25 protein-coding genes are annotated in these 25,244 nt (G+C 36.3%); 22 read left to right on the forward strand and 3 right to left on the reverse strand.

Annotation, left to right across the window (positions count from 1 at the left end; genetic code table 11):
* The first annotated feature begins 903 nt into the window (after positions 1-903).
* The 10 genes from JCM15579_RS15920 (at position 904) to JCM15579_RS15960 (ending at position 8,070) form a co-directional block, all read left to right on the forward strand.
* A complete protein-coding gene (locus JCM15579_RS15920; protein WP_054721566.1) occupies positions 904-1,956 on the forward strand; it encodes a nucleoid-associated protein in 1,053 nt (350 codons plus the stop codon).
* Positions 1,956-3,131, forward strand: coding sequence for a hypothetical protein (locus tag JCM15579_RS15925; protein WP_054721567.1), 1,176 nt, complete (start codon positions 1,956-1,958; stop codon positions 3,129-3,131). The genes JCM15579_RS15920 and JCM15579_RS15925 overlap by 1 nt, the downstream gene beginning before the upstream one ends.
* Positions 3,132-3,171: 40 nt before the next feature.
* Positions 3,172-3,573 (forward strand): hypothetical protein, encoded by a 402-nt coding sequence (locus JCM15579_RS15930; RefSeq protein ID WP_054721569.1) that lies wholly within the window; start codon positions 3,172-3,174, stop codon positions 3,571-3,573.
* A gap of 28 nt (positions 3,574-3,601) precedes the next feature.
* Positions 3,602-3,778 carry a hypothetical protein gene (locus JCM15579_RS20310; RefSeq protein ID WP_157471516.1) on the forward strand — a complete coding sequence of 59 codons (177 nt, stop codon included), beginning with the start codon at positions 3,602-3,604 and terminating at the stop codon, positions 3,776-3,778.
* A 12-nt stretch (positions 3,779-3,790) separates the two neighbouring features.
* The gene (locus JCM15579_RS15935) at positions 3,791-4,633 is read left to right on the forward strand and encodes a tetratricopeptide repeat protein (RefSeq protein ID WP_172677454.1); all 843 of its coding nucleotides are present in this window, start codon (positions 3,791-3,793) and stop codon (positions 4,631-4,633) included.
* A gap of 38 nt (positions 4,634-4,671) precedes the next feature.
* On the forward strand, positions 4,672-5,103 hold the full coding sequence (locus JCM15579_RS15940) for a hypothetical protein (RefSeq protein WP_157471517.1): 432 nt from the start codon (positions 4,672-4,674) through the stop codon (positions 5,101-5,103).
* A 250-nt stretch (positions 5,104-5,353) separates the two neighbouring features.
* A complete protein-coding gene (locus tag JCM15579_RS15945; RefSeq protein ID WP_054721575.1) occupies positions 5,354-6,448 on the forward strand; it encodes a serine hydrolase domain-containing protein in 1,095 nt (364 codons plus the stop codon).
* A gap of 28 nt (positions 6,449-6,476) precedes the next feature.
* A complete protein-coding gene (locus JCM15579_RS15950) occupies positions 6,477-7,211 on the forward strand; it encodes a TlpA family protein disulfide reductase (protein WP_054721578.1) in 735 nt (244 codons plus the stop codon).
* Between the two features lie 157 nt (positions 7,212-7,368).
* Positions 7,369-7,830: a hypothetical protein gene (locus JCM15579_RS15955; protein WP_054721580.1), complete on the forward strand. Its 462-nt coding sequence runs from the start codon at positions 7,369-7,371 to the stop codon at positions 7,828-7,830.
* Positions 7,831-7,857: 27 nt separating this feature from the next.
* A complete protein-coding gene (locus tag JCM15579_RS15960) occupies positions 7,858-8,070 on the forward strand; it encodes a hypothetical protein (protein ID WP_054721582.1) in 213 nt (70 codons plus the stop codon).
* Between the two features lie 179 nt (positions 8,071-8,249).
* On the opposite strand, the gene JCM15579_RS15965 is transcribed toward JCM15579_RS15960, so the two are convergent.
* From JCM15579_RS15965 to JCM15579_RS15975, 3 genes are all read right to left on the reverse strand, one after another.
* Positions 8,250-8,753 (reverse strand): GNAT family N-acetyltransferase, encoded by a 504-nt coding sequence (locus JCM15579_RS15965; protein WP_054721584.1) that lies wholly within the window; start codon positions 8,751-8,753, stop codon positions 8,250-8,252.
* Between the two features lie 14 nt (positions 8,754-8,767).
* Positions 8,768-10,963: an alpha-L-rhamnosidase-related protein gene (locus tag JCM15579_RS15970; protein WP_054721586.1), complete on the reverse strand. Its 2,196-nt coding sequence runs from the start codon at positions 10,961-10,963 to the stop codon at positions 8,768-8,770.
* Between the two features lie 215 nt (positions 10,964-11,178).
* Complete coding sequence (locus JCM15579_RS15975) at positions 11,179-11,892, reverse strand: hypothetical protein (protein ID WP_054721589.1); 714 nt, start codon at positions 11,890-11,892, stop codon at positions 11,179-11,181.
* Positions 11,893-12,322: 430 nt separating this feature from the next.
* Here JCM15579_RS15975 and JCM15579_RS15980 point away from each other — a divergent pair, with 430 nt between their 5' ends.
* The 12 genes from JCM15579_RS15980 (at position 12,323) to JCM15579_RS16025 (ending at position 25,242) form a co-directional block, all read left to right on the forward strand.
* A complete protein-coding gene (locus JCM15579_RS15980) occupies positions 12,323-13,534 on the forward strand; it encodes an outer membrane protein assembly factor BamB family protein (protein WP_054721592.1) in 1,212 nt (403 codons plus the stop codon).
* Between the two features lie 38 nt (positions 13,535-13,572).
* Positions 13,573-14,820 (forward strand): outer membrane protein assembly factor BamB, encoded by a 1,248-nt coding sequence (locus tag JCM15579_RS15985; RefSeq protein WP_054721593.1) that lies wholly within the window; start codon positions 13,573-13,575, stop codon positions 14,818-14,820.
* Positions 14,821-14,879: 59 nt separating this feature from the next.
* Positions 14,880-16,307: an outer membrane protein assembly factor BamB family protein gene (locus JCM15579_RS15990; protein ID WP_054721595.1), complete on the forward strand. Its 1,428-nt coding sequence runs from the start codon at positions 14,880-14,882 to the stop codon at positions 16,305-16,307.
* Positions 16,308-16,318: 11 nt separating this feature from the next.
* The gene (locus JCM15579_RS15995) at positions 16,319-17,281 is read left to right on the forward strand and encodes an NHL repeat-containing protein (RefSeq protein ID WP_054721597.1); all 963 of its coding nucleotides are present in this window, start codon (positions 16,319-16,321) and stop codon (positions 17,279-17,281) included.
* A gap of 1 nt (position 17,282) precedes the next feature.
* On the forward strand, positions 17,283-17,492 hold the full coding sequence (locus JCM15579_RS16000; protein WP_054721599.1) for a hypothetical protein: 210 nt from the start codon (positions 17,283-17,285) through the stop codon (positions 17,490-17,492).
* Between the two features lie 19 nt (positions 17,493-17,511).
* The gene (locus tag JCM15579_RS16005) at positions 17,512-18,072 is read left to right on the forward strand and encodes a 4Fe-4S dicluster domain-containing protein (RefSeq protein ID WP_054721601.1); all 561 of its coding nucleotides are present in this window, start codon (positions 17,512-17,514) and stop codon (positions 18,070-18,072) included.
* A 3-nt stretch (positions 18,073-18,075) separates the two neighbouring features.
* The gene (locus JCM15579_RS16010; RefSeq protein WP_054721604.1) at positions 18,076-19,335 is read left to right on the forward strand and encodes a 4Fe-4S binding protein; all 1,260 of its coding nucleotides are present in this window, start codon (positions 18,076-18,078) and stop codon (positions 19,333-19,335) included.
* Between the two features lie 25 nt (positions 19,336-19,360).
* Positions 19,361-21,280, forward strand: coding sequence for a PQQ-binding-like beta-propeller repeat protein (locus JCM15579_RS16015; RefSeq protein WP_054721606.1), 1,920 nt, complete (start codon positions 19,361-19,363; stop codon positions 21,278-21,280).
* 2 nt (positions 21,281-21,282) lie between these two features.
* On the forward strand, positions 21,283-23,250 hold the full coding sequence (locus JCM15579_RS16020; protein WP_218186201.1) for an NAD(P)H-dependent oxidoreductase subunit E: 1,968 nt from the start codon (positions 21,283-21,285) through the stop codon (positions 23,248-23,250).
* Positions 23,235-23,438, forward strand: coding sequence for an NADH-ubiquinone oxidoreductase-F iron-sulfur binding region domain-containing protein (locus tag JCM15579_RS20940; RefSeq protein ID WP_218186202.1), 204 nt, complete (start codon positions 23,235-23,237; stop codon positions 23,436-23,438). Before JCM15579_RS16020 ends, JCM15579_RS20940 begins: the two co-directional genes overlap by 16 nt.
* Positions 23,392-23,619 carry a 4Fe-4S dicluster-binding protein gene (locus JCM15579_RS20945; protein WP_218186203.1) on the forward strand — a complete coding sequence of 76 codons (228 nt, stop codon included), beginning with the start codon at positions 23,392-23,394 and terminating at the stop codon, positions 23,617-23,619. The genes JCM15579_RS20940 and JCM15579_RS20945 overlap by 47 nt, the downstream gene beginning before the upstream one ends.
* Before the next feature lie 87 nt (positions 23,620-23,706).
* Positions 23,707-25,242, forward strand: coding sequence for a 2Fe-2S iron-sulfur cluster-binding protein (locus JCM15579_RS16025; RefSeq protein ID WP_054721608.1), 1,536 nt, complete (start codon positions 23,707-23,709; stop codon positions 25,240-25,242).
* Positions 25,243-25,244: the final 2 nt, after the last annotated feature.

Raw genomic sequence — 25,244 nt, forward strand, 5'->3', positions numbered from 1 at the left:
GAAACGCAAATGTTAATGCTTGAAACGGTCCTGTAAATGCTTAGGGAGTACATGTAAAAGCATGAAACATCAGTGTAAGAGCTTGATGTAGCAGTGTTAGAGGACTAAACGGCTCGTTAAATGTTCTGGTACGCCATGTAAATGAACAGGTCGGCCGTGTAAAAGGAACGGAATTGCCATTAAATGCTTTCGAAAGCGCATGCAATCCTTTGGTTTGGCTTATCAATTTATTGGATTGTGCGGTTAGTCTTTCCGAATGAAGGTGTAATGCCTTTGTATGACTTGTTAGGATCATGTGCAAAGCTTACATCCATTTCATTCTCATCTATCCTTCTCTTGTTCTTCGCTAATGCAGTAAATTGATAATATATATCGTATTGTTTAGCTAAACTCCTTTCGAATGTATAAAAATATAATTAACAATACAAAATATTTATTGGCTGTTTGAATTTGAAGAGTGAAGGTAGTTAACCTGCACTTATTGAAATTGCTAATGCTTCCGATAATTTTAATAAAAATTAAATAAATGTAGTTTAGAATCATTCAAAATATGATAATTAATAAAAGGGGAGTGTTTTTACTATAAATGAACTGTGGTTATCCTAAAAGTCTAATAATATGTGATGAAAGTATTTTTAGTTGATGTGAATGGCTTTGCTTTGCTTGTCAACTTGTTTGTTGTTTTCTGCATTTTGTTTGCAATTTCGGGCCGTTTGAGGGTATTTTAAATGACATTGATTTGGATTGAATGGATTTAACTGGATAATTTGAATGGGCAATAGCTTTGTGAGTGAAATTAGTTGAGCATAAGTTTTGAATTGAGGGTGGGGTTTGGTAGATTTGGGGGAGTGATGTTTGAATATCAATCAAAATGATAGGTTCTATATAGTAAATTGAATAAATATGAGTAAGATAGTTTTAGAGAAAGGACACAAAAATACAAATGCTGATTCTGAAGAATTAAATAATATTGAATTAGTTAATTTAGTTGTACATTACCTTCATAAGAAACAGGAGTCCGACCCAAGTGTTAAGCTATCAGATAAATGTTTGCCAATAAATGAACTCTCCATCAAATTTATTAAAAAGGTTAAGGATCGATATTATAAATGTAATCCTATTTATGGAACTTTTAACGAAGATCAACAAGTGTATCCATATCAAACGTTAGTGGATGAATATTTAAAAGAAGGGTTGAGTTTTATTGATTATACAACTAGCTCTATGAAGTTACTTGAGAAATCAATAAAAAATACAGGAGGTACTGGTGGATATATGCTATTTGCTCATTATAAGATTTTAAAGGATGAATTTGTATGTGTTATTATGCTTCATAATACAATTGGTTTCAATATTAATAGTTCATTAGAACTAGAAGAACTTACCAATTTGGATATTGAAAAATTAGATATAGCAAACTTTATTAATGTTGATAAATGGAGAAGTGCTACGAGTGAAGATTCATACCTATCGTTTTTATCTGGTCGGAAAAATGTGACAGAGTATTTTAAGGATTTCATAGGCTGTACAAATCAAAAGTCATCTACAATTGCATCAAAGGCTTTTTATAAAGCTTTAGAATCTTTTTTAACAAAAGAAGATCTTGATGTTAATGAGAAAATTAAACTGAAAAATACCGTTTTTGAATATTGCTCAACTCGTATCCACAATAAGGAAGATATAAAATTAAGCGCAGTATCATCTTTACTTAATCCAGATGATGCTAATAAATTTAAAATTTATGCCAGCAAAGAAGAATTTCAAGTTAGTGCTGTATTTAGAGGAAGCAGAGATGTGTTAAAGAATTTGAAATATGTAAACTATAAAAGTGATGATTTATCAATACAGTTGAATAAAAAATTAATAAACGATACAGTCCATTATAATGAAGAAGCCAATGAGTTATTAATAACAAAAATTCCATCGGACCTTAGAGAATTGCTAAAGAACAACTAATGAAAACAATAGAACACTTTAAATTGCTACGTGATGCAATGGATAATCCTAAAATAAATAATGGTTCTATATGTGGAGATGTTTTGTTGACTGAAGAAATTATATCATCTACTAAATGGTTGTACAATAATAATGTATTGGAATATTCTGATGTGAAGGTGAATGATGATATCGGTTTTGAAGAACATCTGAAAGTTGGAGATATTGCATTTTATAATCTAAATGGATTCTTGGTTGATAGTTATTATGAAACTTTGAAAGATTATGTAGAGAAAAATCAATTATCCGTACCAACTGAATGTATTTGCATTTATGAGTTAAATTGGATTGGTTGTGCAGATTCATATCCTAAAGAAATTATACAGCACAAAAAGATAATAGACGTAGTTAGTTTATTAGAAAGACTTTCGGATTATAAAACCCAAAAAGGTAAGGACTTAACATTTATATTTTTTACAAATACTCATAATCAGTTATTGATTAGTTATAATGCTGATTTGCTTAATAGGTCAAATTTAGACTTTAGTAAAATTGAAAATATTATTGAAGGTAAAGATGATAAATACATTGATGATAAAATTTCAATTCTTAAAGCAGAGATATTAAGCTCAATTCTTAAATTCAAAGAAGAAAGTAGATTCGAAAATTTAATTGATAACTGGTCATCTATAATTGAATCTTATGAAAAAAGTGTATACTTTTTCTTAGAAGGTTTTTCAGTTGAAAAGATAAAAAATGAACTAAGGGAGGAGAGTATTAATTTAAGTAAAAAGTTCCATGATGCTATAGATGGAATGGCGTCAAAAATGGTAGTTATTCCAATTGGATATTATCTGCTGGTGACAAAGTTAGAATTAATAAAAGGGTTCTCTGTGGTTAATGTTTTAATTATCATTGTCGCACTTACTTTTACAATTATACTACATGTTCTTTTAGAAAATCAAAAAGACTACATCAAATTATTGTCAAAAAGATTTAAAGAATTAAAATCAAATATTTTAAAGATTGATAGTAATATAGAATCAGAAGAAGTTACATCAATAATTGAATCTTTGGAGCAGTTGAGAAACAATCAGTTTTTAAAAATTAGGATAATACAATATACCATATGGGGAGTTTTTGCTGTTGTTTTTATAATGATTTTTTCAAAATCAATTATAAATTTCATTAACTAAGATGGGGGTTGTCAAAGGTATAGAATAAATCCAAAGCTAAATGAAAACAATCATTCCACACTCTATTTTCTTCATTTTGGCACTGACATTAACTTCGATGAGTTTATGTCACAAAGATCTGAGTGAATATGGTAAGTGGTTACAATATTATGGCCTTTATCACGAAGACTTTCAAGAAACAGGAGAAGATTTAAAGTTTGATATGAATTGGGTTAAGTATGATCTGAATAGTGAAGGGATTAAGCTGTATGAACCTTTCTTTATTTACTCACCTGACTCAACTTATTATTTGGATTTAGATAGTTATTCACTCTCCATTGAGAACAAAGAGGGCAAGTTGATATCGTATGGCAGTGGTATTGATATGAAAGTGCAAGTTGTCCGCTTATCGGATAGTAAAAAGCCTTACGGTACTGTTTTGTGGAAGTACTTGTATTCCTGAAACTGCAAATTGGGTTTCGAATAAAGTAGTGGAAGTCATAGGTTTTACAGTTGTTGAGCAGGGAGGAATGATACCAACGAAATGGGAGCTTGAATTGAAAAAGGGACTTTATAAGGAGTTCCAGATGGATACGGCTTTGAATTTGACTGATGATTTTTACCATGAGAAGGTGAGGTTGAAAATGATTGAATTTGTAAATAAATAAGTAATTCTAATGATGAGAAAACTATTATTTGTTATTGTATGTGTTCTAAGTGTGCTAACGATTAGTGCTCAGGAGTATAAAGAATATTTGCGTCAGTTTGAAGTAAGTTTTAGCGAAGGGAATTATGCTGCAGCTGAGAAGCATATGAATAAAGCAATATCCATTCTTGAACAAACGGGCAATAACAAGGAACTGGTTTATTCCTATTCAAACCTTGGAACAACTTTAAGGAGAATGGATAAGAATGAAGAAGCACTTCGTGCCTATAAAAAAGCTTTGGCTTTGCGTCCTGATGCCGTGTTTATATTGGCGAATCGAGCATCGCTTTATAATGTGATGAGGAAATACGATCTGGCTATTGCTGATTTTAATACAGCATTAAAGCTTAAACCAAATGAAGAAGGATTGTTGTTGAACCGAGCACATGCATTTAAACAAAAAGGTGATAGCTTGGCAGCAGAGAAAGATCTTCAAAAGATTATGGAGATCAATCCTGAAAACTTTCGTGCAGCAAGTAACTTATGCGGTATCTATGCCAACAGAGGAGACTACAAGCGTGCTATAGCTACAATGAGTCAGCTAATTGATAAGCATCCCTATGAATTTAGATTGTACAATAACAGAGCCTACTTCTATTTGAAAACCAAGGAGCTTGATAAAGCAATGCTTGATGTGGACAAGTGTATCGAGTTGAATAAAAACTACGATGTTGCTTATACCACAAGAGGGGAATTGTATATGGAGCATGGTGAGTTTAAAAAGGCACTGAAGGATTTAAGGAAAGCTGTAAAGCTTGGAAATAAGGATGATGAGACATTCAAGTTGATTGATAAATGCAATGAGCATTTGAATTAGACTTGAAGCTAGAATTAGCTAAAGAAGAACTGTATAGTATGAAAAATAAATTGAATTTGCTGGTGTTGCTGCTTTTCTGCTGTTCGATGTCGGCCTGTGCACAAAAAGAGTTGAACTTGAAGGCTACTGCTTTAAGCGATACTATTGTTATGGGCAAAAGTGTAAAAGTGCGTTTGACACTGGAAGGAATTGAGAGTGATATTTTTAAAGACAGAGAGGCTAAAAGTTGGGATGGTTTCTTTGGCGATTATCATCAGAACCATGATTTTAGAACTTTTGTAAGCGAAGTGCCCAATGAGTTAGGGACGAATGTAATGGGGCCTTATACCATAAAGATGATGGGCAGGGAGTTTGTTTCGAATACAGTAATTATTGAGGTGATAGAACAGCCCGAAGAGATTTTTAAGATTGAGATGCTAGGGAAGGAAGAGTGGAGAGGAAATTACAATCAAGTTACGTGGCAGGTTTAATGGATCGCTTACAGCTATAATTAAAGAGAGTGAAATTTTTAAGGTGAATGCCAGGTCGGTTACCACAAGTATAGTAAATGGCGTACATAACACGGTATGGGAGTTTGGTGTGAGGCTAAAGAAAAAGGGTGTGTTTGAAATGAATAGAAGTATGTTTAGGAATCTGCCGGATCAAATTAAAATTACGCCTGTGACATTTGAGGTGAAATAAGCGGAGGCTATACAACTTGATCATCTAAAAATTAAATACATGAGATTCCTGATTGTCGTTTTCATCATTTTAGGTTTTACTGGATGTAAAGAGAAGATGAATTGCTCTTATCGAGTGCCGGAAGATAAGGGGGATGGCCTAATGGTATCTACACTTGCAAAGCATGCTTTTGATAGCCTCCGATTTGCGGATGTGAATAAAGACATTTGCCAAGGGAAATATGGAAATGTTCATTCGGTCTTGCTTCTTCACAAAAAAGAATTGTTGGTAGAGCAGTATTATAATGGGTGGGATGAAAACGAGATGCATTTTTTAGCCTCCACCACAAAAAGTTTCTCTGCCATTTTAATGGGTATTGCCATTCAACAAGGAAAGATTAAGAATGAGAATGAAAAGATGTTGGATTTCTTTCCTGAGTATTCTGTTTTACCTGCTGATACATTAAAAAAGAGAATTTGTATCAAGCATTTGTTGACCAATACATCTGGATTTGAATGGGATGAGCATGCTTTGGCGGTTGATGATCCACAGAATATGGGTGTACAGATGGATAAAAAGGAGGATTGGCTGAAGGAATCGCTGGAACTGCCAATGGATACCATACCAGGAACTCGGTATGTATATAGTGGGCCAAATAATATCATTGTGGGAGAAATCATCAGAAGAGCAACAGGACAGAATGTGGCAGAATTTGCCAATGAAAACTTGTTTGAGCCATTGGGCATTAAAGAGTATGATTGGTTTTTCAAGAATGATGTATGTGATATTAGTGGCGGCTTGAAACTGAAAGTGAGAGATATTGCTAAATATGGCTTGTTGCATCTGAATCGTGGCAAGTGGCAAGGCAAGCAAGTGGTATCATCGGAATGGATGGAAAAAATATTTGAGCCATATATTGAAATCAAGCATCCTTTGTACAGTTGCTTTCAGTGGCGAATGGTAGAAACGGAATACGGATTTAATTCATGGTTTATTCCGGGAAATGGAGGGCAGATCATAAATGTTGTTCCTGAATTGGATTTGGTGATTGTAATCAATGCTGACAATAGAAGGGTTCGGAAAGGGGAGTGTATTCCCTTGGAGTATTTGTTGAAGGCATTAACGGAGCTGCATCCTGAATGTAAAATGAATTGATTAATCATTAAATCAAAAGCATAAAATCATGAAAAAAATAGTATTACTTCTCTTTTCCTTTGTGGCTTTTTCATTTGGTCTTATGTCGCAAACCAAATATTACAAGGAGTTCGGTAAAAGCAGAATTATCGATCAGGCCGAGTATGATCAGATAGTAGATGTGCTGATTCACAAGAACAAATTAAAGCCTAATGTAAATGTGCATTTGATGATTGTGGATGAAAGCAAGCATAATGATTCTCTTGTACTTACCTACAAAAGACAATTGGTAATGAAAGGAGGTATAACAATAGATTTATCGGGTGCCGAGCAGGTGTATGGCATGGTAGGAAAAAAGTTTCCGAAGTTTACTCTTAAAGATTTGGATGGTCATCCTTGTTGTTCTGATAGTTTGTTAAATGGTCCCATAGTTATAAATTTTTGGTTTAATGGCTGCAGACCCTGTAAGCGAGAGATGCCAGTTTTGAATCAGATTAAAAAGGAGTACGAGGAAAAAGTTCGCTTTGTATCCATTACGTTTAATAATGCAGGTGAGGCAAGTAGGGTGTTGGAAGACAATCCTTTTGATTTTTACCATTTGGTGGAGGGCAAGGCACTTATTGATCAAATTGGAATTACGGCTTATCCTAAAACCATTATCATAGATAGAAATGGCGTTGTTCGGCAGGTGATGGATTGTGTTGAAAGTGTAGTAAATGAAAATGGAGAAGTCGTTTTGGGTAAGGGTGATGAAATCAGGAAAGAGATAGAGAAGATCTTATAGACCTTTTGCAAATGCGAATACAAAAATTATAAGCGCATGAAAAAAAGAATTGGAAAAAGATACTGATATGATGTTGGGTTGTGCACTGGAGTATCTCTCGAAGTAATAAATATTTGTAAAATATCGAATTGTATCGTTTCACAAAATAATTAAAGACATGATTAGATTGTTTTATTATTCGCAGTATTTGTTTTGGCCCTTTTTTGCCTTAACAGTTTTCTATATTATTAAAGGTTCTGTTTTTGAGCCTAACCTTAACGATGTTAGTCTGGGTGTTTTGTTTATGGGAATTGCATTTGGATTTAGTAGTATGGGTGATGTCTCAGATATTTCGAAGAGAGAAGAAAAATTGTTTTTGAATGAGAAGAAATTTAAAATTCAGGTAATATACATTGCAACATGTGGGATAATGACTGTTTTTATGACATTGTTCTTTATGAGTTTAAAGTGGTTTGGTACTAACGAAAGTGCCGATGTCTATTATAATTTAGGATTGAATTGTTCTCCATTGATACTTGCTATGTTTTTTACCTTAAAGCAGTTCCTTGATAAAAAGGCATATTTTGATATAAAGAGACAAGAGGATTTGCAATTGGAAAATCAATGTGTTGACAGTTAATGTGATGATATCTAAAATTTAATAATTATGGGATTGTTTAAAAAACCAGAACCACAGAGAGTGGAAATAAAGGGACATCTACTGAGGTGTCCGGTATGTGGAGCAGAATTATTTTATCAGCGAGAAGCACAATTGAATACGGCAGTGGCTTCTTTCTTTAATTTTGATTGGGCAAATCGTTCGGCTACATGCCTTGTGTGTGCGAATTGTACGCATATATCCTGGTTTTTGGGCGAGTGATAAGTATGAAGATTTAAGCTGGATTAACCTTAATTAGGATAATATTAACATGTTTTAGATTGAAAAATATGTTGTTTTGCAAAGAGACAAATTAAGTGTGAGTTCAGCTAACCACTAAACTAACTAATCTAACTTATCCCTGCGAGTTTAATTTGCAGGGATATTTTTATGAAAATTGATTATGCTTTGATGATTCTGTAGTATCTGGCATTTTCAAATCCATGGCATGTACCACTTTTCCAATATTGCATTCCCAACTTTTCAAGAACTTTAATGGAAGCTGTGTTTTCAGAAAGAACTCGTCCTATAATTTGATCGAATCCTAATGTCTCAAAACCGTATTGTATGCAAGCTTTTGCAGCTTCGCTGGCGTATCCTTTGTTCCAATGATTTTTGAAAACTCTAAAGCCAAGATCGATGAGCTTTTCTTCGTTTAGTTTTAATCCACACCAACCAATGAATTCATTTTCTGCTTTTGTTATCATGGCCCATCTACCAAAGCCATTCTTTTTGTAGTCGTTATAGTTCTGAAGAAATGCTTTGGCCTGCTCGACTGATTCGAAAGGGGGATCGCCAGTATATTTGATAACCTCAGGATCGGCATTTAGATCAAACATGCTTTGTGCATCCTTAGGAGTAAATTCTCTTAATCGTAACCGCTCTGTTTCCAATATAACTTTCATGCTTATCGTTTAATTTAGTTCAACCTTAATAATCTAATTTTATCAATGCGAACATCATTGCGCTCACCATTCATGTTGTTGTTGAACTCTTCGAAACTAATCTTGAAAAAATTATAGCCTTTTTTTAGATCTACATGAAAGGAGTTGGAGTAGTTGTAATCGTTCCATTTACTTTTTCCCCTTTGAGGAAAAACAATAGTGCCTATGTATCCATTGTTTTGCCAAAGGCTTCTGCTTGCACATTTGTCACCGGTATTAACGTCTCCATTTCCATTTGCATACAAGAAGCTCAGTTTGTAGCTTCCATCTCTTGGTGCTATAACCTGAAAGTAGTATGACTCTTTATCTGTTTTCTTCAATGTGACAAAAGATGATTTTCGCCTGCTTAGAAATATCTCTGCTTCTATCAGTTTTTCATACCTGCTTTCATAGAGAAGAACTGGTTTGGAAAGAAAGGAGTGATGGTTTAAACTATCCACGGATTGTACACAAAATTCGGCAGGATACGTAAAATTAACTTCAACCATGTGGGTGTCTTTTGTTTCGAGCAAAAGTTCTCCGTTTTTATAAACCTTGTAATGCGTTGCATTGTTTATCTCATTCCATTGTAATTGATTGTTTTTGTAGGATAAGCTTGGAGTTTCTGGCGAATACAAATGTTCGACCATATTTATTTTTTCATCAATTGGGATTTCGTTGTTCATTTTAATCACAATTTTGTGATGCCCTTCGATGTTTTTAGGTACAACGGCTCTTTTGTAAGGTGTTCCATCAAAAGTAAATGAGCTAATCCTGTTTCCAAATCCCAACACTTCAATATGAAGAATGGCCTTGTTGTATCTGAAATTACTTAGTACTTGCTTTCCTTTAAATTCTCGTGGAATAACAGGTTTAAATTCTAATTCTTCTGCAGTGAGGTGGATTCCCATCAGAACATGAAGAAAATTAGATATGGCTGAGGATGCACTTAAAAGTTGATCATTTGAATGGTTTTCTGTAGGCTGGAAATCTCCATTTTCAATCGAATAGCTTCTTTTGTTGGTTAGGAATAGTGCCGTAGATCTAATCGAAGAGGCAAGTCCCCAAAGTACAGCTTTTGTATTTTTGTTTTTTGCTGCTGCCCAATTCCATGTTGCCTGAATAAAAGGCCAAATTTTGTTGTTGTGATAATTGGCTACGTTCGGAATTTGTGGATAAAAACAAGCTACTCCAAATTGATGTATTGGAATGTTTTCTACTGAATTTTCTCTTGCATCCCAAATGTTGGCAAGAGATTCTCCAAGTGCATCGGAATGTGGTGATACCAAATTGTAATTGTTGTATCGAAATTGACCAAGGTATTTTTTGTCTTCTATTATAAATTTGTTGTTGATGCTCTTTTTTAAAGCTTCTGAAATGTGTTTGTACTTTTGTATATCCTTGCCGAGAAGGTTTCCCATTTCAATAAGTATTTGCAAAGCCTTATAGTGAACAACTTGGTTAGAGAGGGAATAGGTTTCGTAAATATCGGTAGGCGACATCCATTTGGGGTAGGATTGTTCCTGTTGATTGAGGAATGAAGCTTCTCCTTTGAAAAGATGAGAATGATAATCCCAAATTGAATTGATGTCATCATCAATGCTGTTTTTAATAATAAAGTAGGTTCTTCTAAGCCAGTCAATATCTCCTGTTGTTTTGTAAATTTCCCATGCAGCTGTCCCCCAAATTAAGCGATCCGAACTTATGGGCCAGGAACCTCCAGTGCCTGCATCTTGAATAATCCTATCGTTTTTTACTCTTTGCATTAGGCTGTTTTGGCATACTTTAGGGTGGAGTAGTGCTAATGAGAGCATGCCAGAATATCCTAAGGTAGTGCTTGTAATATTTTCTTTTGAGAAGATACTGTCATTTAGAATTTTCCGGTCTATCTCTTCTAAGGATAAATTGTATATCGCATTTAAAATTTCATGATTCGATTGGTATGAGGGATAATGAAATAAGCTGCGTTTTAGTTTCCACTGGTTGCTCTTTAGATGAGGGTATGAGGAATTAATTTCCTTTTTGTTTTTAGCGATAGCTAGGAATTCGCCTTGTTCAACACGGTTTGGGTAGATATTAAATTGATCCGACTTGAAAATTGGATTGTTGTCTGATTTACAGGCAAGCATATTCAATGTAAAAAGAAGAACAATTACAAAACGTATGTGTTGATTTAGCTTACTTTTTTGCATAGCTTATTTTTGAATCAGCATTAAAATTAACAAATCGATTTTGAATTGAAATTCTTATTGTATGTTTTATAGCGATTGTCTGTTAAAATGTGATAAAAAAAAACGGACGAAGCCGTTTTTTCATAGTGGGTAAAAAGTAATGTTGTATGTAGTAATTGAGATTACCATTAAATTTATATAAAATAAATTAAACGATCAAAAGTTTATTATAAAATTTATTGAGATTTTGTATTGTTTAATCTTTCTGCATTCTCTAAAAGCACATCATATTTGTATCCGGCTCCAAAATCTTTGTCGGTAATTAAAACGCCTTTAAATTCAACGATCTCACCAATGCTAACCTTTTGAGTTGAGGTAATCGTTAAATCAAAATTACCATTGTGCTCTGTGCCGTCTTGAATGTGTATCCAGTTTCTGTTTAATATATTTTCGTTAAACTTGGTTACTTTTCCTTTTACTTTAATAACTGAATTAACTAATTCGTCTTTATTCTTGAAAATGTTTTGGATGTTTGTAAAGTCGTCGCCAGCTTCAATGTCCACTTCAACTTTTACTGCATTTGGTTTTTTCATTTGTGATTTGCTGTGAGGATCTGCTTTTCCAGATGGTTCACTTGAAATTGAGTTTAAGAAATAGATTAGTGGGAAAGTTTTGTCTAATTCTTTGCTGTGAAAATCTTTCATTGGCAAGGCATTCTTGTAAAAATAGGTTTTACCAATTTCTATTGGCTGTTTCCTGATTGCAACCCAAATTTCACTGTTCTCGTTGTTTCCCTTGATGTATGTGTATGTGTTACCATTAATCAATTCAGTTACTTTGATTTTCTCTTTTCCATCAGGAATGTCAATCGAATTACTTTGTTTTTCATTTTTGCAGGCCGATAATAATATGGCAGTAATAAAAAGGCAGGATAATAATAGATTTTTCATAGATGTATGTCTTAATTTGATCTACAATATAATGGTTTTATTTTGATCAATTCTTATAAGAAGAAAGAAGAAAGTTAAAAACTTGTTAAAACAGTTTTAAATATCCAGAGCCAATTAATAATGCCTTTTATTTGCTTTGGGTGAGTTTAGAATGTTATTGTAAATAAAATAAAGACTTGTAAGTCTTAAAAGTTCAATAACGGACGGTGATGTAACGTAAACGGACACGATTAGATAGATTCTAAATAGTGTTGAGTTGCCTACAGTAGTGGACAGTAGTTGTTTTTCATGTTTGGTACAAAAAATGCTAGGTGAATTGCATTTTTATTTAGACCTAAAACATATTTGATGGTGTAGGGGTGAATTTGTCTATAATAAGACTCATTGCAATTATCTTTATAGAGTTTTAACAAATATAAATGATTCAAGCATGCTACGTACTTTTTTATCCCTGGTAATTCTTATTTCAAGTTTTGCTGGTTTTGCACAGAATAACGCTCAATGGCGCGGAGAAAACAGAGATGGTAAATATCCTGATTCTAATCTTTTAAAATCTTGGCCTGCTGAAGGTCCCAAAATGTTATGGCATTTCGATCAATTGGGTGATGGACACGCATCTGCAGCTGTTACTGAAAAGTATGTGTACACTGGAGGTACTGAAGGTGACGAAGGCTTTGTGATTGCATTTGATCATTCAGGAAAACAAATTTGGAAACAATCTTATGGCAAGGAATGGATGGATTCTTATGATGGTGTGAGAACTACTCCTATGATTAACGATGGAATGCTATATGTATTAACAGGACATGGAGAGCTTGTTGCAATGAATGCTGATGATGGTACTGTTGTTTGGAAGAAGAATGTTTTAAATGAATTTGAAGGCAGTAACATTCGCTGGGGAGTAACAGAGAACTTGTTGGTTGAAGGAGAAAATCTTTTTTGTACACCAGGAGGCAGTCAGTCAAGTGTAGTTGCATTGAATAAAAAGAGTGGTGAGCTAATCTGGAAATCTGCTGCAAAGGGTGAAAAATCGGCCTACTGCTCGCCTGCTTTGATAAAATTAGATAACAGAAGTCTATTGGTTACCCATACGCAAAATTCAATTGTTGGTATCGATACAAAGGATGGTAAAATGCTATGGAGTGTGGATCATCCCAATAAATATTCGATTCATCCCAATACTCCTGTTTATAAAGATGGAATGTTATACTGCTTTAGCGGATATGGAAAAGGTGGCGTAATGTTACAATTGGCTAGTGATGGTTCAAGTGTAAAGGAATTGTGGCGAAATGAGAAACTGGACAACCAAATGGGTGGTGTAATATTGCTGGATGGTAAGATTTATGGATCAGGGCATGTAAACAGAGAATGGTTTTGTCTGGATTGGAAAACAGGAGAAACCCTTTATTCTTCGAAAATGTTGAGTCGCGGAAATGTGATTTATGCTGATGGAATGTTATACTGCTATGGGGATAGTGGAGAAGTTGCATTGGTTGATGTAAGCAATGGTTCATTCAATAAGGTAAGTTCATTCCGTGTTCCTTATGGTGAAAAGCAGCATTGGGCTCATTTGGTAATTCACAACAAGAAGTTATATGTACGTCATGGAAGTTCATTAATGGTGTACTCAATAGCGAAATAAAAATTATAACACTACTATAACCTATAACCAATTAAATTATGAAACGATTACTAGGACTGGGACTTGTTGCTTGTTTAGCTTTTTCTCAAGGAACCATGGAAAGGGTTTTTACCGAATGGAGAGGACCAAATAGAACAGGCGTTTACAATGAAACAGGACTCTTGAAGGAATGGCCTGCTGAGGGACCAAAAATGTTATGGTACAATGATAGTATTCCTGTAGGATATTCTTCGGTTGCCATAGCTCACAATACAATTTACCTAACAGGATTAGTTGATTCTTTGGATTACCTTCTGGCTTTTGACATGGATGGAAACAAGAAATGGCAGGTAGCCTATGGAAAAGGATGGGATGCCTCTTTTGTAGATAGTCGTGCTACTCCAACCATTGAAGATGATAGAATTTATCTTTCCAGTGGAAAGGGAGATGTTGCTTGTGTAAATGCATTGAATGGAGAAATCAACTGGAAAATAAATGCCAGTGAAAAGTTTGGTGGAACTTTTGGTAAATGGGGGATTGCAGAATCGATACTTCTTTACAAAAATATGGTTTATTATACTCCTTGTGGAGAACAAACTACCATGATTGCTTTGGATAAAATGACAGGTGAAACGATTTGGCAATCAGAAAGCTTGAATGACAATCCTGGTTACGTATCTCCATTAATGATCAATCGCAATGGTAAAAATCAAATTGTTACGGTAATTGAGAAAAATGTATTTGGAGTAAATCCCGATACTGGAAAAATAGAATGGCGATTTGATTATGGAGCATATGCTGGTGGCAAATGGAAAGCAAATATCAATACCAATACTCCTTTGTACAAAGATGGTAAGATATATGTGACCAATGGATACGACCACAAATCGGTAATGTTGAATTTGAATGAAGATGCAACAGGAGTTGAATTAGCTTATGTAGATTCTTTACTTGATGTTCATCATGGTGGTGCAGTATTATTGGATGGCTACATTTATGGTTCTAACTGGGAGAATAACAGAATGGGAAATTGGTGTTGTTTGGATTGGAATACAGGTGCTAAAATGTATGAAACCCAATGGCAAACCAAAGGCTCTATTATCTCGGCAGAAGGCATGTTGTATTGCTACGATGAAAAAGGAGGAAATATCGCTTTGGTGAAAGCTGATCCTAATGAATTTAAAATAATTAGTGAGTTTAAAGTTCCATATGGAAAAGGACCTCACTGGTCTCATTTGGTGATAAAAGATGGAGTGATGTATGTGCGTCATGAAAATGCACTTATGGCCTATTCAATAAAAGAATAATGTAAATGCTAAACCTGTTGGGATTTTAAAAGCCTGACAGGTTTCTTACGAATAAGTATATGCTGTCGAAAAGAAGCGAAAAAGGATTAATTCTCTTAACTGTTGCTGTGGCAACAGTATTGTTTGTGTATTGGTTGTTATACAATCCGGTTAAAGATATTCATGCAAGTATTCCCGGAATGGATAATCGTCCGAAGGAAAGTGAATCCAGTGGAGGAAAGGTTAAGATTGGTGAAGGATTTGATTTCTTTAAAGAGTTATCTACTGATCTAAAAGGAAAATGGGTTCAGTTTCGCGGAGCTAATTCAGATAATATTTCAGCAGACCAAACAAAATTGATTAATTCATGGGGAAATGGACCCAAAATTGATTGGCAGGTAGAACTGGGAGAAGGTCATGCTGCTCCAGTGGTTTACAATGGGAAGGTATATGTGCTGGATTACGATGAGGTGAAAAAAGCCGATGCTTTAAGATGCTTTTCATTGGAAACAGGGGAAGAGTTGTGGAGAAGATGGTATCGAGTGCATATCAAACGAAATCATGGTATATCCAGAACTGTTCCGGCTATCAACGATAAGTATATTATTACCATTGGACCTCGATGTCATGTGATGTGTACCGATCCCAATACGGGAGATTTCTTGTGGGGAATTGATTTGGTTAAGGATTACATGTCTGAAATTCCTTTTTGGTATACTGGTCAGTGTCCGATTATCGTCGACAATATTGCCATTTTAGCTCCAGGAGGATCATCTTTATTAATCGGTGTGGATTGTGCAACGGGTAAAGTAGTTTGGGAAACTCCAAATCCTGACGGATGGAAGATGTCTCATTCATCTGTTATGCCAATGAATTTGAATGGCAAAAAAATGTGGGTATATGCTGCCGTAGGTGGTATTGTTGGTGTTTCTGCAGAAGGTGATGATTTGGGAGAGATCCTATGGAAAACAAAAGATTTTGCTCCTTCGGTTGTGGCTCCTTCGCCAATTGTTTTTGGCAATGGAAAAGTATACATGACAGCAGGATATGGTGCAGGAGGTATTTTGTTGCAGGTAAAAAAATCAGGTAATAAATATTCGGTTGAAACTTTACAGAAGTTCAAGCCAAAGGATGGAATTGCATCTGAACAGCAAACACCTATTTTATATGATGGACACATGTTTAGTATTCTTCCTAAGGATGCCGGTGGTTTAAGAAATCGTTTTGTTTGCGTTGATCCAAATGATAGTCAAAAGATACTTTGGGATAGTGGTTCAGCACATCGATTTGGTTTGGGACCATATGTAGTTGCAGATGGTAAATTCTTTATCCTTAAAGATGATGGAACCATAAGCATTGCTAAGGCTACATCAAAGAGTTTTCAGTTTTTGGATAAAGCTAAAATTATGGATGGACATGATGCTTGGGGACCTTTGGTGGTTGTTGATGGACGTTTGTTAATGAGAGATGACAAGCACATGCTATGTATTGGTGTGCGAGCCAATTAAAGAATTCAGATATGAGGAATAAGTTGATTTTATGGTTGTCTGTTGTTTTGCTAATCGTATTGATCGCATTCATGGCGAAAGATCTGTTTAAAACAGGTGAAGTAAGTCAGGAGAATGTGTACGAGTATGATTTGAATTCTTTGCGCCATGCAGATGAATCAAAAATAAGTCATAAGGAGAGCAAGCAAATCAAAATTGATGCAGATGAAATTCATACCATTGCCGTAGATCAGGATGATAATATCTATGTTGGAACAGATAAAAATGTACTTGTACTCAACTCAGAAGGCAAGCAAATCAATAGTTTGAAATTAAGACAGGCTGCATCTTGTATCACAGTAATGGAGAATGGTAATATTCTGGTAGGAATGAGTAATCGTATCGATATACGAAAACCTGATGGAAGCTTAAGAAACAGTTTTGTAGTAAAAGGAGATCGAACCTATATCACTTCAATTGCGGTTCAGGATACCAATGTTTTTATCGCCGATGCTGGTCAGAAAATCATTCATCATTATAGTATTGATGGAATAAAAATAAAGGAAATTGGTGAAGAGAATCAGGCAGAAGGCATAAAAGGTTTTGTAATTCCTAGTCCATATTTTGATTTGCTAATTGGAAGACAAGGTGAATTATGGGCGGTAAACCCGGGACGACATGCTTTTGAGGCATACAATTTTGAAGGTGAACAAATATCAAGTTGGAATAGAACCTCTATGGGGGTGGAAGGATTTAGTGGATGTTGCAACCCATCGAATATTGCCATCTTATCTGATGGTTCTTTTGTGACTGCAGAAAAAGGATTGGAAAGAGTAAAAATACATCTCCCTTCAGGAGATTTTAAATCGGTAGTAGCTGCTCCGGATTTGTTTGAACCTGGAACGGTTGGTATTGATTTGGCAGTGGATTCAGAAGATAGAATTTTGGTTTTGGATCCGGCTAAAAGCTTAGTTAGAATTTTTGAAGCAAAATAGAATGGAAAGAAGAGATTTTTTAAGAAGTGGCTTGAGAGGATTAATAATCGCAGGATTGGCTGCAATTAGCGGGGGGTTTGTTTATAGAAACTATACAACCAATGAAACTTGCGAGTTTACAACTCCATGTCAGGATTGTAAACAGTTAAAAAGTTGTAAAAAACCAGAAGGCTTAAAATTCAAAAGAGATCAAAAAGTTTCTAACAACTAGTTACTAATTACTAGTCAGTATGAAAAAAGACAGAAGAGAATTTATAAATACATGCTTTCGTTTTGCGGCGGGAGCAAGCATTGTTGGAGTTGCAGGAGTTCTGGCGAGCAAAAGTGTAAAAGGAGATTACCTTTGGCAACTTGATCCAACCAAATGTACACAATGTGGACGTTGTGCAACCAGTTGTGTTGTAACGCCATCGGCTGTAAAATGCATTCATGTTTATGACATGTGTGGTTATTGTGATTTGTGTGGTGGATATTTTAGACCTAATGTGAAGAATCTATCTACAGGAGCAGAAAACATGCTTTGTCCGACCGGAGCCATCAAACGTACTTATGTAGAGGATCCTTATTTTAAATATGAGATCATTGATGAGTTGTGCATTGGATGTGGCAAATGTGTAAAAGGTTGTGGTGCTTTTGGAAATGGTTCCCTGCAATTGCAAATCAGTCACGATTTGTGTGTGAATTGCAACGAATGCGCCATTGCACGCGATTGTCCTTCAGATGCATTTAAACGAGTTCCTCTTGAAGAAGCCTACCAGTTTGCCGGCTTCAAAACCAATAAAAAGATTTAAGAAATGAAGAAAATCTTTTCGATATTCTCTCTGTTAGTACTATTGATCATGGATTTTGCAGCTTTTGCGCAAACTCAAAGATTTCCTAGACCTGAATTTGAATCGGGCTATACGCAGCCGATAACTTCCATGCCAGAGCCTCGGGCAGGAATATTCGCATTGGTGGACGTATTGCTTTTAATTGCAGCTTTAAGCTTGATTACTTGGTTTATTCATAAAAAGCGTTCACGTACAGGTGTTATAATTACTTCACTATTTTCCATTTTATATTTTGGATTCCTTAGAGAGGGATGTGTATGTTCTGTAGGATCAGTTCAAAATGTTGTGTTGGCTTTATTCAATCCAGGATATCATATACCACTCTCCGCTTTAGCATTTTTTGTGATTCCATTGGTTTATACTCTGTTTTTCGGAAGAACCTTTTGTGCAGGAGTTTGCCCTTTAGGTGCGGTACAAGATGTTTTTCTGCTAAGACCGGTTAGTTTGAAGAAATGGTTGCAGAAAGTTCTGGGATTGATTCCATGGATATATCTTGGTTTAGCGATTCTTTATGCAGCTACGGGGACCGATTTTATTATCTGTAGATACGATCCTTTTGTTGGAATATTCAGGTTCAACGCAACTTTCTTCATGTTTGCCATTGGTGCAGCATTTCTACTGATTAGTGTTTTTATTGCTCGTCCTTACTGTCGATTTTTATGTCCTTATGGTGTGATTTTGAACTTGGTAAGTAGAGTTTCTAAAAAGCATTTAAGCATTACTCCGGCAAGTTGTATACAGTGTAAACTTTGTGAGAATTCATGTCCATTGGATGCCATCAACAAACCTGTTGAAGTCAAACAAATGGAAGATAAGCGATCGGCAACGAGACGTTTCATTCTTTTGGGAATGATTATTCCAGCCTTAATGATTATTGGAGCTTGGGTTGTTTCTAATTTCCATGAAAATTTGGCTATGGTGAATTCGAAAGTACGTTTGGCCAATGAATTGCTTCATTTCGATTCGAATACGATGAAGGAAAGTTTGGAGATCGAAGGATTCAGGACCTCGGGCAAAACCAAGGAGGAACTATATCTGGAATCAGCAGCTATATTAAAGCAGTTTTATTATGGATCGTGGATGCTAGGTGCCTTTATTGGTTTGGTATTTGGCTTGTCATTGGCAGGATTAACAATATATCGTTATAGAGAAGACTATGAGCCAGATAAAGGGGAATGTGTGAGCTGTGCCAGATGTTTAAAATATTGTCCTGTAGAAAAATAAAATACTTTGAAATAATTACTAACCTATGAATAATAAGTTCAAATTAAGAAAAACCAACCAATTTCTATGGAGAAATATTGCAATTGTGGCGGGGACTTTCTCGTTTATCATCTGCATGTTGGTTTTGGTGAATTATATACAAATCAATCGAATTGATCCTGTAAATACAGAATTAATCAATTCATTGGTGCAACGATTGGAAGAAAATCCAAATGACAACCAATTGAGAGAGCAGATTCGTGAAATGGATCTTTTGGTGCGTAAAGCATACTTCACCAATCAATGGCAGGTGAAAGCTGGTGGTTATCTTTTGTTATTAGGTGTTATTGTTACAGCAATTGCTTTACAGATGTTTTATGCAGGCAAGCAAAAACTACCAGAAGTAACGGAGAGTGAACAAGAGAATATTGTTTTATTCAAAGAGAAAGCCCGTAAATGGATTGGCCTTGGCGGTTTTGGATTGGTGGCGATAACCTTATTGATTGCCTTTCTGACTCATAAAGAATTGGGGAATCAATTTACCCAAGCTGCTTTGGTGGCACAATCAACTCCTGAAGAAACCAGTGATAATGTGGAAGTGATTGAGCCAGTTAAAGAAGTTGCGAAGGAAGAGTCTGTTGAAAAAGAAGAACCTGTTGTAGAGAAAACTGCAGAAGTGGTGAAAAAGGAGGAACCTAAGAATCAAGAGACTATTGTGGCTGAAAAGAAGCAAGAAGTAGCGGAGAAGAAAGAACCGGAAGTAAAAAAGGAAGCTCCTGTCAAAAAAGTTGCTGATAATGCATCATATCCTACAAAAGAAATGATGGCAAACTTCCCTGCATTCCGTGGAGCAGGTGGACAGGGAGTATCTTATCAAAAGAATATCCCAACCGATTGGGATGGCGCAAGTGGCAAAAATGTATTGTGGAAGGTTCAAGTGCCAATTCATGCCTACAACTCTCCCGTAATTTGGGGAGATAAACTGTTTTTATCAGGAGCCAATGCCACCCAAAGAGAAGTATACTGCTATGATAGAAATAATGGGAAGCTACTTTGGACAGCAAAAGTGGAAGGCATTGCAGGTTCTCCTGCAAAATCACCTGAGGTAACACCAGACACAGGTCATGCGGCATCTACCGTTACTACGGATGGAAAATCAATTTTTGCCATTTTTGCCAATGGCGATATTATTGCCTTGGATTTTAATGGAAAACAGAAATGGGCAAAGAATCTAGGTGTTCCTGATAATCATTACGGACATTCTTCATCTTTGTTGGTGTATCAGGATAAACTGATTGTACAGTATGATCACAAGAAAGATGCGAAAGTATTGGCACTTTCAACTGCAAATGGTGACGAACTGTGGAGTACAAAAAGAAAAGTTCGTGTATCCTGGTCATCGCCGGTGATTGCTCAGATTGGAGAAAATACAGAACTTATTCTGGCTGCTGACCCTTGTGTAGCCTCATACGATGTGAATACAGGAAAGGAACTTTGGAAATTAGATTGTATAACTGGCGAAGTTGGTCCTTCTGTGACAGTTGGTAATGGTATTGTATATGCTTTGAATGAATATGCTAGTCTTGTGGCCATTAAACCAGGAGCAAATCCAGAAGTTCTTTGGGAAGCATACGATTACTTGTCGGATGTTCCTAGCCCTGTTATTTCAGGAGATAATTTGATAATTGTAACCAGTTATGGAGCCGTGGTATGTTATGATGCCAAGTCCGGAGAAATAAGTTGGGAGCAGGAATTCGGTAGTGGATTTTATGCATCTCCTATTGTTGCCAATGGGAATGTATATCTGCTTGACAGAGATGGTGTGATGCATATTTTTAAAGCTGATAAAGAATATCAGGAGATAGCAGCTCCTGCACTGGGAGAGAAGTCAGACATGACACCGGCATTTGCTGATGGAAGAGTATATATCCGCGGAGAGAAACATCTTTATTGCATAGGGAAATAGATATGATGGAGATTCAAAATATTGTTGACAAGATAATTGCTGAAAAAGGGAAGGATTCTGATAAGGTAATTCCGATTCTTCAAGCCATTCAAGGGAAATTCAACTATTTACCAGAGGAGGCTTTGAAGCGAGTTTGCGATACTACGGAAATTACGGAATCTCAGATTACAGGAATCTCTACCTTTTACTCTCAGTTTAGACATCATCCAGTAGGAAAACATATTGTTAAAGTATGTGTGGGAACGGCTTGTCACGTAAAAGGAGCCAAGCAGGTTTACGATAGTTTTAAGCGTGAATTGAAAATTACTGAAGGTGATACCGATGTGGATAAGCTATTTACTGTTGAAGAAGTGGCTTGTTTGGGATGTTGTACCATTGCTCCTGTTGTACAGATTGATGATGTGACTTACGGACATGTAGAAACCGGAAAGGTTGCTGAGATCATCGAGGATTTTAAAAATCTTGCACCAAGTGAAGAAAAGCAGGTAAGAGAGCTTACAGAAGATGGAATTTCACAGGGAGAAATTCGAATCGGATTAGGTTCCTGTTGTATTGCAAGTGGTAGTTCGGGAGTAAAGGAAGAACTGGAAAGAACTCTTGCAGACAATAAAATTAAAGTAGATGTAAAACAGGTTGGATGCGTTGGTGTCTGCAACCAGGTGCCAATGTTGGAGATTCATAAGGATGGTGAAGAACCCGCTTTTTATACAAAAATTAAGGCGAATGAGGTAAGTGAGATCATTAAAAACCACTTTCGCTCCGAAAATTGGATGAGTCGCTTCAAAAACAGGTTCTACAATTACGCCGAGAACTTGACCTTTTCGGATGTTCCGGTTAGCTCAAATAGGTACAATTCAACTGAAAAGGATACACCTATTGCAGAATTTTTAAAAGGACAGGTAAACATTGCTACTGAATATAGAGGAGAAATTAAGCCATCAGATTTTGAAGAATACAAATCAAAACATGGATTTGAGGCATTCACAAAATGTTTGAAAGAACTATCACCAGATGAGATTATCGCTCAGATAGAAGAAAGTGGATTAAAAGGCCGAGGAGGCGCGGGTTTTCCATCTTTTATCAAGTGGAATTTGGTGAAGAATGCCAAGGCTGATAAAAAATACATCATCTGTAATGGTGATGAGGGAGATCCGGGAGCATTTATGGATCGCATGTTGCTGGAATCCTATCCTTTCCGAGTGATTGAAGGGATTCTAATTGCTGCCTATGCGGTAGGTGCCAATGAAGGGCGCTTGTACATTCGTGCAGAGTATCCTTTGGCAGTAACCCGAATAAAAGAAGGACTGGAAATCTGCAAGAAAGAAGGATTGATTGGTGAGAACATTTTAGGTTCAGGATTCTCTTTTGATTTGAAAGTATTTGAAGGAGCCGGGGCCTTTGTGTGTGGAGAAGAAACAGCATTAATAGCTTCTATTGAAGGGAAAAGAGGTATTCCGGAATTGCGTCCGCCATACCCGGCAGAAAAAGGTTTGTGGGGCAAACCAACTTTAATCAACAATACTGAAACCCTTTCGTTGGTGCCATTTATTATTCGCAATGGTGCTGAAAGTTTCAAGGAAATTGGGACTGAAAATAGCAAGGGAACCAAGGTATTTGCTTTGGCAGGCAAGATCAATCGCGGAGGTTTGATTGAGGTGCCAATGGGAATCACCATTCGTCAGATTGTGGAAGAGATTGGTGGAGGAATAGCCAATGGAAAGAAATTCAAAGCTGTACAGATAGGTGGACCATCAGGAGGATGTATTCCTGCTGAAATGGCGGATACAACCATTGATTTTGATTCGCTTAAAGAAGTCGGAGCCATGATGGGATCTGGAGGATTGATCGTCTTGGACGAATCGGACTGTATGGTGGATATTGCTCATTATTTCTTGTCATTTACCCAAGACGAATCGTGTGTAGATGCACCTTCTGTAGAATTGGTACAAGACGAATGCTTGAGATTTTAGCGAAAATCAAATCAGGAAAAGGAAAATTGAGTGATTTGGATTTGTTGGAGCAGCTGGCCATTAATACCCAAAAGGGAAGTATTTGTGGTTTGGGAAAAACAGCGCCAAATCCTGTACTGTCAACATTAAAATACTTCCGACATGAATATGAGGCACACATCAAAGGCGAATGCTGCCGGGAAGTGTGAAAACCTGATTCGCTACGAAATCAATGATGATTGTACCGGATGTACCAAGTGTGCTCAACGTTGTCCGGTGGATGCCATACAGGCAAAACCATATGAATTGCACACAGTGGACAATGAATTGTGTATCAAATGCGATATCTGTAAACAGATTTGCCCGGTTGATGCAGTAGAAATAAAATAGGCCCGGAAGACTGATAGCGTTTGCAAAACCTTTCAGCGTCGGATTGATAAATAATGAATTACGAATTATCAATTACGAATTACGAAAATGCCAACAATAAAAATAGACAATCAGACCATTACAGTTGCAGAGGGAACTAGTATTCTAAATGCAGCTCGTTCTGCAGGAATTCACATTCCTAGTATGTGTTATATGGAAGTATGTAGCAATCATCCAACCTGTATGGTTTGTATGGTGAAAAACAATGCCAATCAGCAAATGATTCCTTCCTGTGCTACGAAAGTTGTGGATGGAATGGATTTGGCAAGTGAGGACACAGAAGTAAAAGAAGCCAGAAAGGAAGCCATCGAGCTTTTGATGAGTGATCATGTTGGTGATTGCGAAGCTCCTTGTCGTGTAGCTTGTCCTGCCTATATGGATATTCCAAAAATGAACCGTTTCATTGCCAATAATCAGTTCGATAAGGCATTGAAAATTGTAAAAGAGGAAATTGCTCTTCCAGGGATATTGGGATACGTATGCTCGGCTCCTTGTGAGAAAGTGTGTAGAAGAAAAGATGTGGACCAGCCAGTTTCCATTTGTTTGTTGAAGCGATTCTCAGAAGAGGAAACTCAAAACTATTTGCCTGAGAAGAAAGAAGCAAGCGGTAAGAAAGTAGCTATTGTTGGTGGAGGAGCATCTGGACTTTCTGCAGCTTATCATTTGTTGTTGAATGGACACGATTGTGAGCTGTTTGAAAAATATGAAGGTGTTGGAGGAATGTTATTGGCATCAGTTTTAAATGGTGAATTGCCAACAGAAGTGATAGCTAGAGAAGTTGCTGTTTTAGATCAGTTGGGATTAGTTACGAATTGCGATGCTGAAGTTTCCCAAGTGAAATTTGAATCCTTAAAGCAAGAATACGATGCAGTGATCCTTGCCAATGGAACAGATGGAGAAACATTTGGACTGGAGGCTGGAAAGACTGGCTTGAAAATAGATGCTGGAACCTATACAACATCAGATCCGAAGGTTTTTGCATGTGGTAGTGTAATTCGAACTCAGAAAATGGCGGTGAAAGCTATAGCTATGGGAAAAGAAGCTGCCTGGTCGGTTGATTCTTATTTAAGCGAAGGAAAAGCTAAAGCAACAGAAAGGTTATTCAATTCACGATTTGGCACCCTTCGAAAAGAGGAATTGACTGAGTATTTGAAAGAATCGCTTGAAGGAGATAGAGTGGATGCAAAATCTCCGAATGGATATACAAAAGAAGAAGCCATTGCAGAAGCAAAGCGCTGTATGCATTGCGATTGCCGCAAGCTGGACAATTGTCGTTTGAGAGATTGTGCCGAAGAATACAAGATTGATCGTAGAAGATTTGCATTAGGCGAAAGAAATTCTGTATTGAAATACATCAATCATGATTCGGTGATTTATGAGCCGGAAAAATGCATCAAATGTGGATTGTGTATAGAAATCGCCGAAAGGCATGGTGAGAAAACGGGATTGACCAATATTGGTAGAGGTTTTACGGTGAAAGTGGCTGTTCCTTTTAATCAGGAATTGAATGAAGCATTGACAGTTGCTGGAAAGGAGTGTGCCGAGGCTTGTCCGACGGGAGCTCTGTCGCTTCGCTCTAATTAAGA

The sequence above is a fragment of the Marinifilum fragile JCM 15579 genome (assembly GCF_001310955.1).
Taxonomy (GTDB): Bacteria; Bacteroidota; Bacteroidia; order Bacteroidales; family Marinifilaceae; genus Marinifilum; species Marinifilum fragile.

Coding starts and splice junctions, on each gene's coding strand:
- JCM15579_RS15920 (WP_054721566.1), top strand. CDS start 904: ATGAGTAAGATAGTTTTAGAGAAAGGACACAAAAATACAAATGCTGAT.
- JCM15579_RS15925 (WP_054721567.1), top strand. CDS start 1,956: ATGAAAACAATAGAACACTTTAAATTGCTACGTGATGCAATGGATAAT.
- JCM15579_RS15930 (WP_054721569.1), top strand. CDS start 3,172: ATGAAAACAATCATTCCACACTCTATTTTCTTCATTTTGGCACTGACA.
- JCM15579_RS15935 (WP_172677454.1), top strand. CDS start 3,791: ATGAGAAAACTATTATTTGTTATTGTATGTGTTCTAAGTGTGCTAACG.
- JCM15579_RS15940 (WP_157471517.1), top strand. CDS start 4,672: ATGAAAAATAAATTGAATTTGCTGGTGTTGCTGCTTTTCTGCTGTTCG.
- JCM15579_RS15945 (WP_054721575.1), top strand. CDS start 5,354: ATGAGATTCCTGATTGTCGTTTTCATCATTTTAGGTTTTACTGGATGT.
- JCM15579_RS15950 (WP_054721578.1), top strand. CDS start 6,477: ATGAAAAAAATAGTATTACTTCTCTTTTCCTTTGTGGCTTTTTCATTT.
- JCM15579_RS15955 (WP_054721580.1), top strand. CDS start 7,369: ATGATTAGATTGTTTTATTATTCGCAGTATTTGTTTTGGCCCTTTTTT.
- JCM15579_RS15960 (WP_054721582.1), top strand. CDS start 7,858: ATGGGATTGTTTAAAAAACCAGAACCACAGAGAGTGGAAATAAAGGGA.
- JCM15579_RS15965 (WP_054721584.1), bottom strand. CDS start 8,753: ATGAAAGTTATATTGGAAACAGAGCGGTTACGATTAAGAGAATTTACT.
- JCM15579_RS15970 (WP_054721586.1), bottom strand. CDS start 10,963: ATGCAAAAAAGTAAGCTAAATCAACACATACGTTTTGTAATTGTTCTT.
- JCM15579_RS15975 (WP_054721589.1), bottom strand. CDS start 11,892: ATGAAAAATCTATTATTATCCTGCCTTTTTATTACTGCCATATTATTA.
- JCM15579_RS15980 (WP_054721592.1), top strand. CDS start 12,323: ATGCTACGTACTTTTTTATCCCTGGTAATTCTTATTTCAAGTTTTGCT.
- JCM15579_RS15985 (WP_054721593.1), top strand. CDS start 13,573: ATGAAACGATTACTAGGACTGGGACTTGTTGCTTGTTTAGCTTTTTCT.
- JCM15579_RS15990 (WP_054721595.1), top strand. CDS start 14,880: ATGCTGTCGAAAAGAAGCGAAAAAGGATTAATTCTCTTAACTGTTGCT.
- JCM15579_RS15995 (WP_054721597.1), top strand. CDS start 16,319: ATGAGGAATAAGTTGATTTTATGGTTGTCTGTTGTTTTGCTAATCGTA.
- JCM15579_RS16000 (WP_054721599.1), top strand. CDS start 17,283: ATGGAAAGAAGAGATTTTTTAAGAAGTGGCTTGAGAGGATTAATAATC.
- JCM15579_RS16005 (WP_054721601.1), top strand. CDS start 17,512: ATGAAAAAAGACAGAAGAGAATTTATAAATACATGCTTTCGTTTTGCG.
- JCM15579_RS16010 (WP_054721604.1), top strand. CDS start 18,076: ATGAAGAAAATCTTTTCGATATTCTCTCTGTTAGTACTATTGATCATG.
- JCM15579_RS16015 (WP_054721606.1), top strand. CDS start 19,361: ATGAATAATAAGTTCAAATTAAGAAAAACCAACCAATTTCTATGGAGA.
- JCM15579_RS16020 (WP_218186201.1), top strand. CDS start 21,283: ATGATGGAGATTCAAAATATTGTTGACAAGATAATTGCTGAAAAAGGG.
- JCM15579_RS20940 (WP_218186202.1), top strand. CDS start 23,235: ATGCTTGAGATTTTAGCGAAAATCAAATCAGGAAAAGGAAAATTGAGT.
- JCM15579_RS20945 (WP_218186203.1), top strand. CDS start 23,392: ATGAATATGAGGCACACATCAAAGGCGAATGCTGCCGGGAAGTGTGAA.
- JCM15579_RS16025 (WP_054721608.1), top strand. CDS start 23,707: ATGCCAACAATAAAAATAGACAATCAGACCATTACAGTTGCAGAGGGA.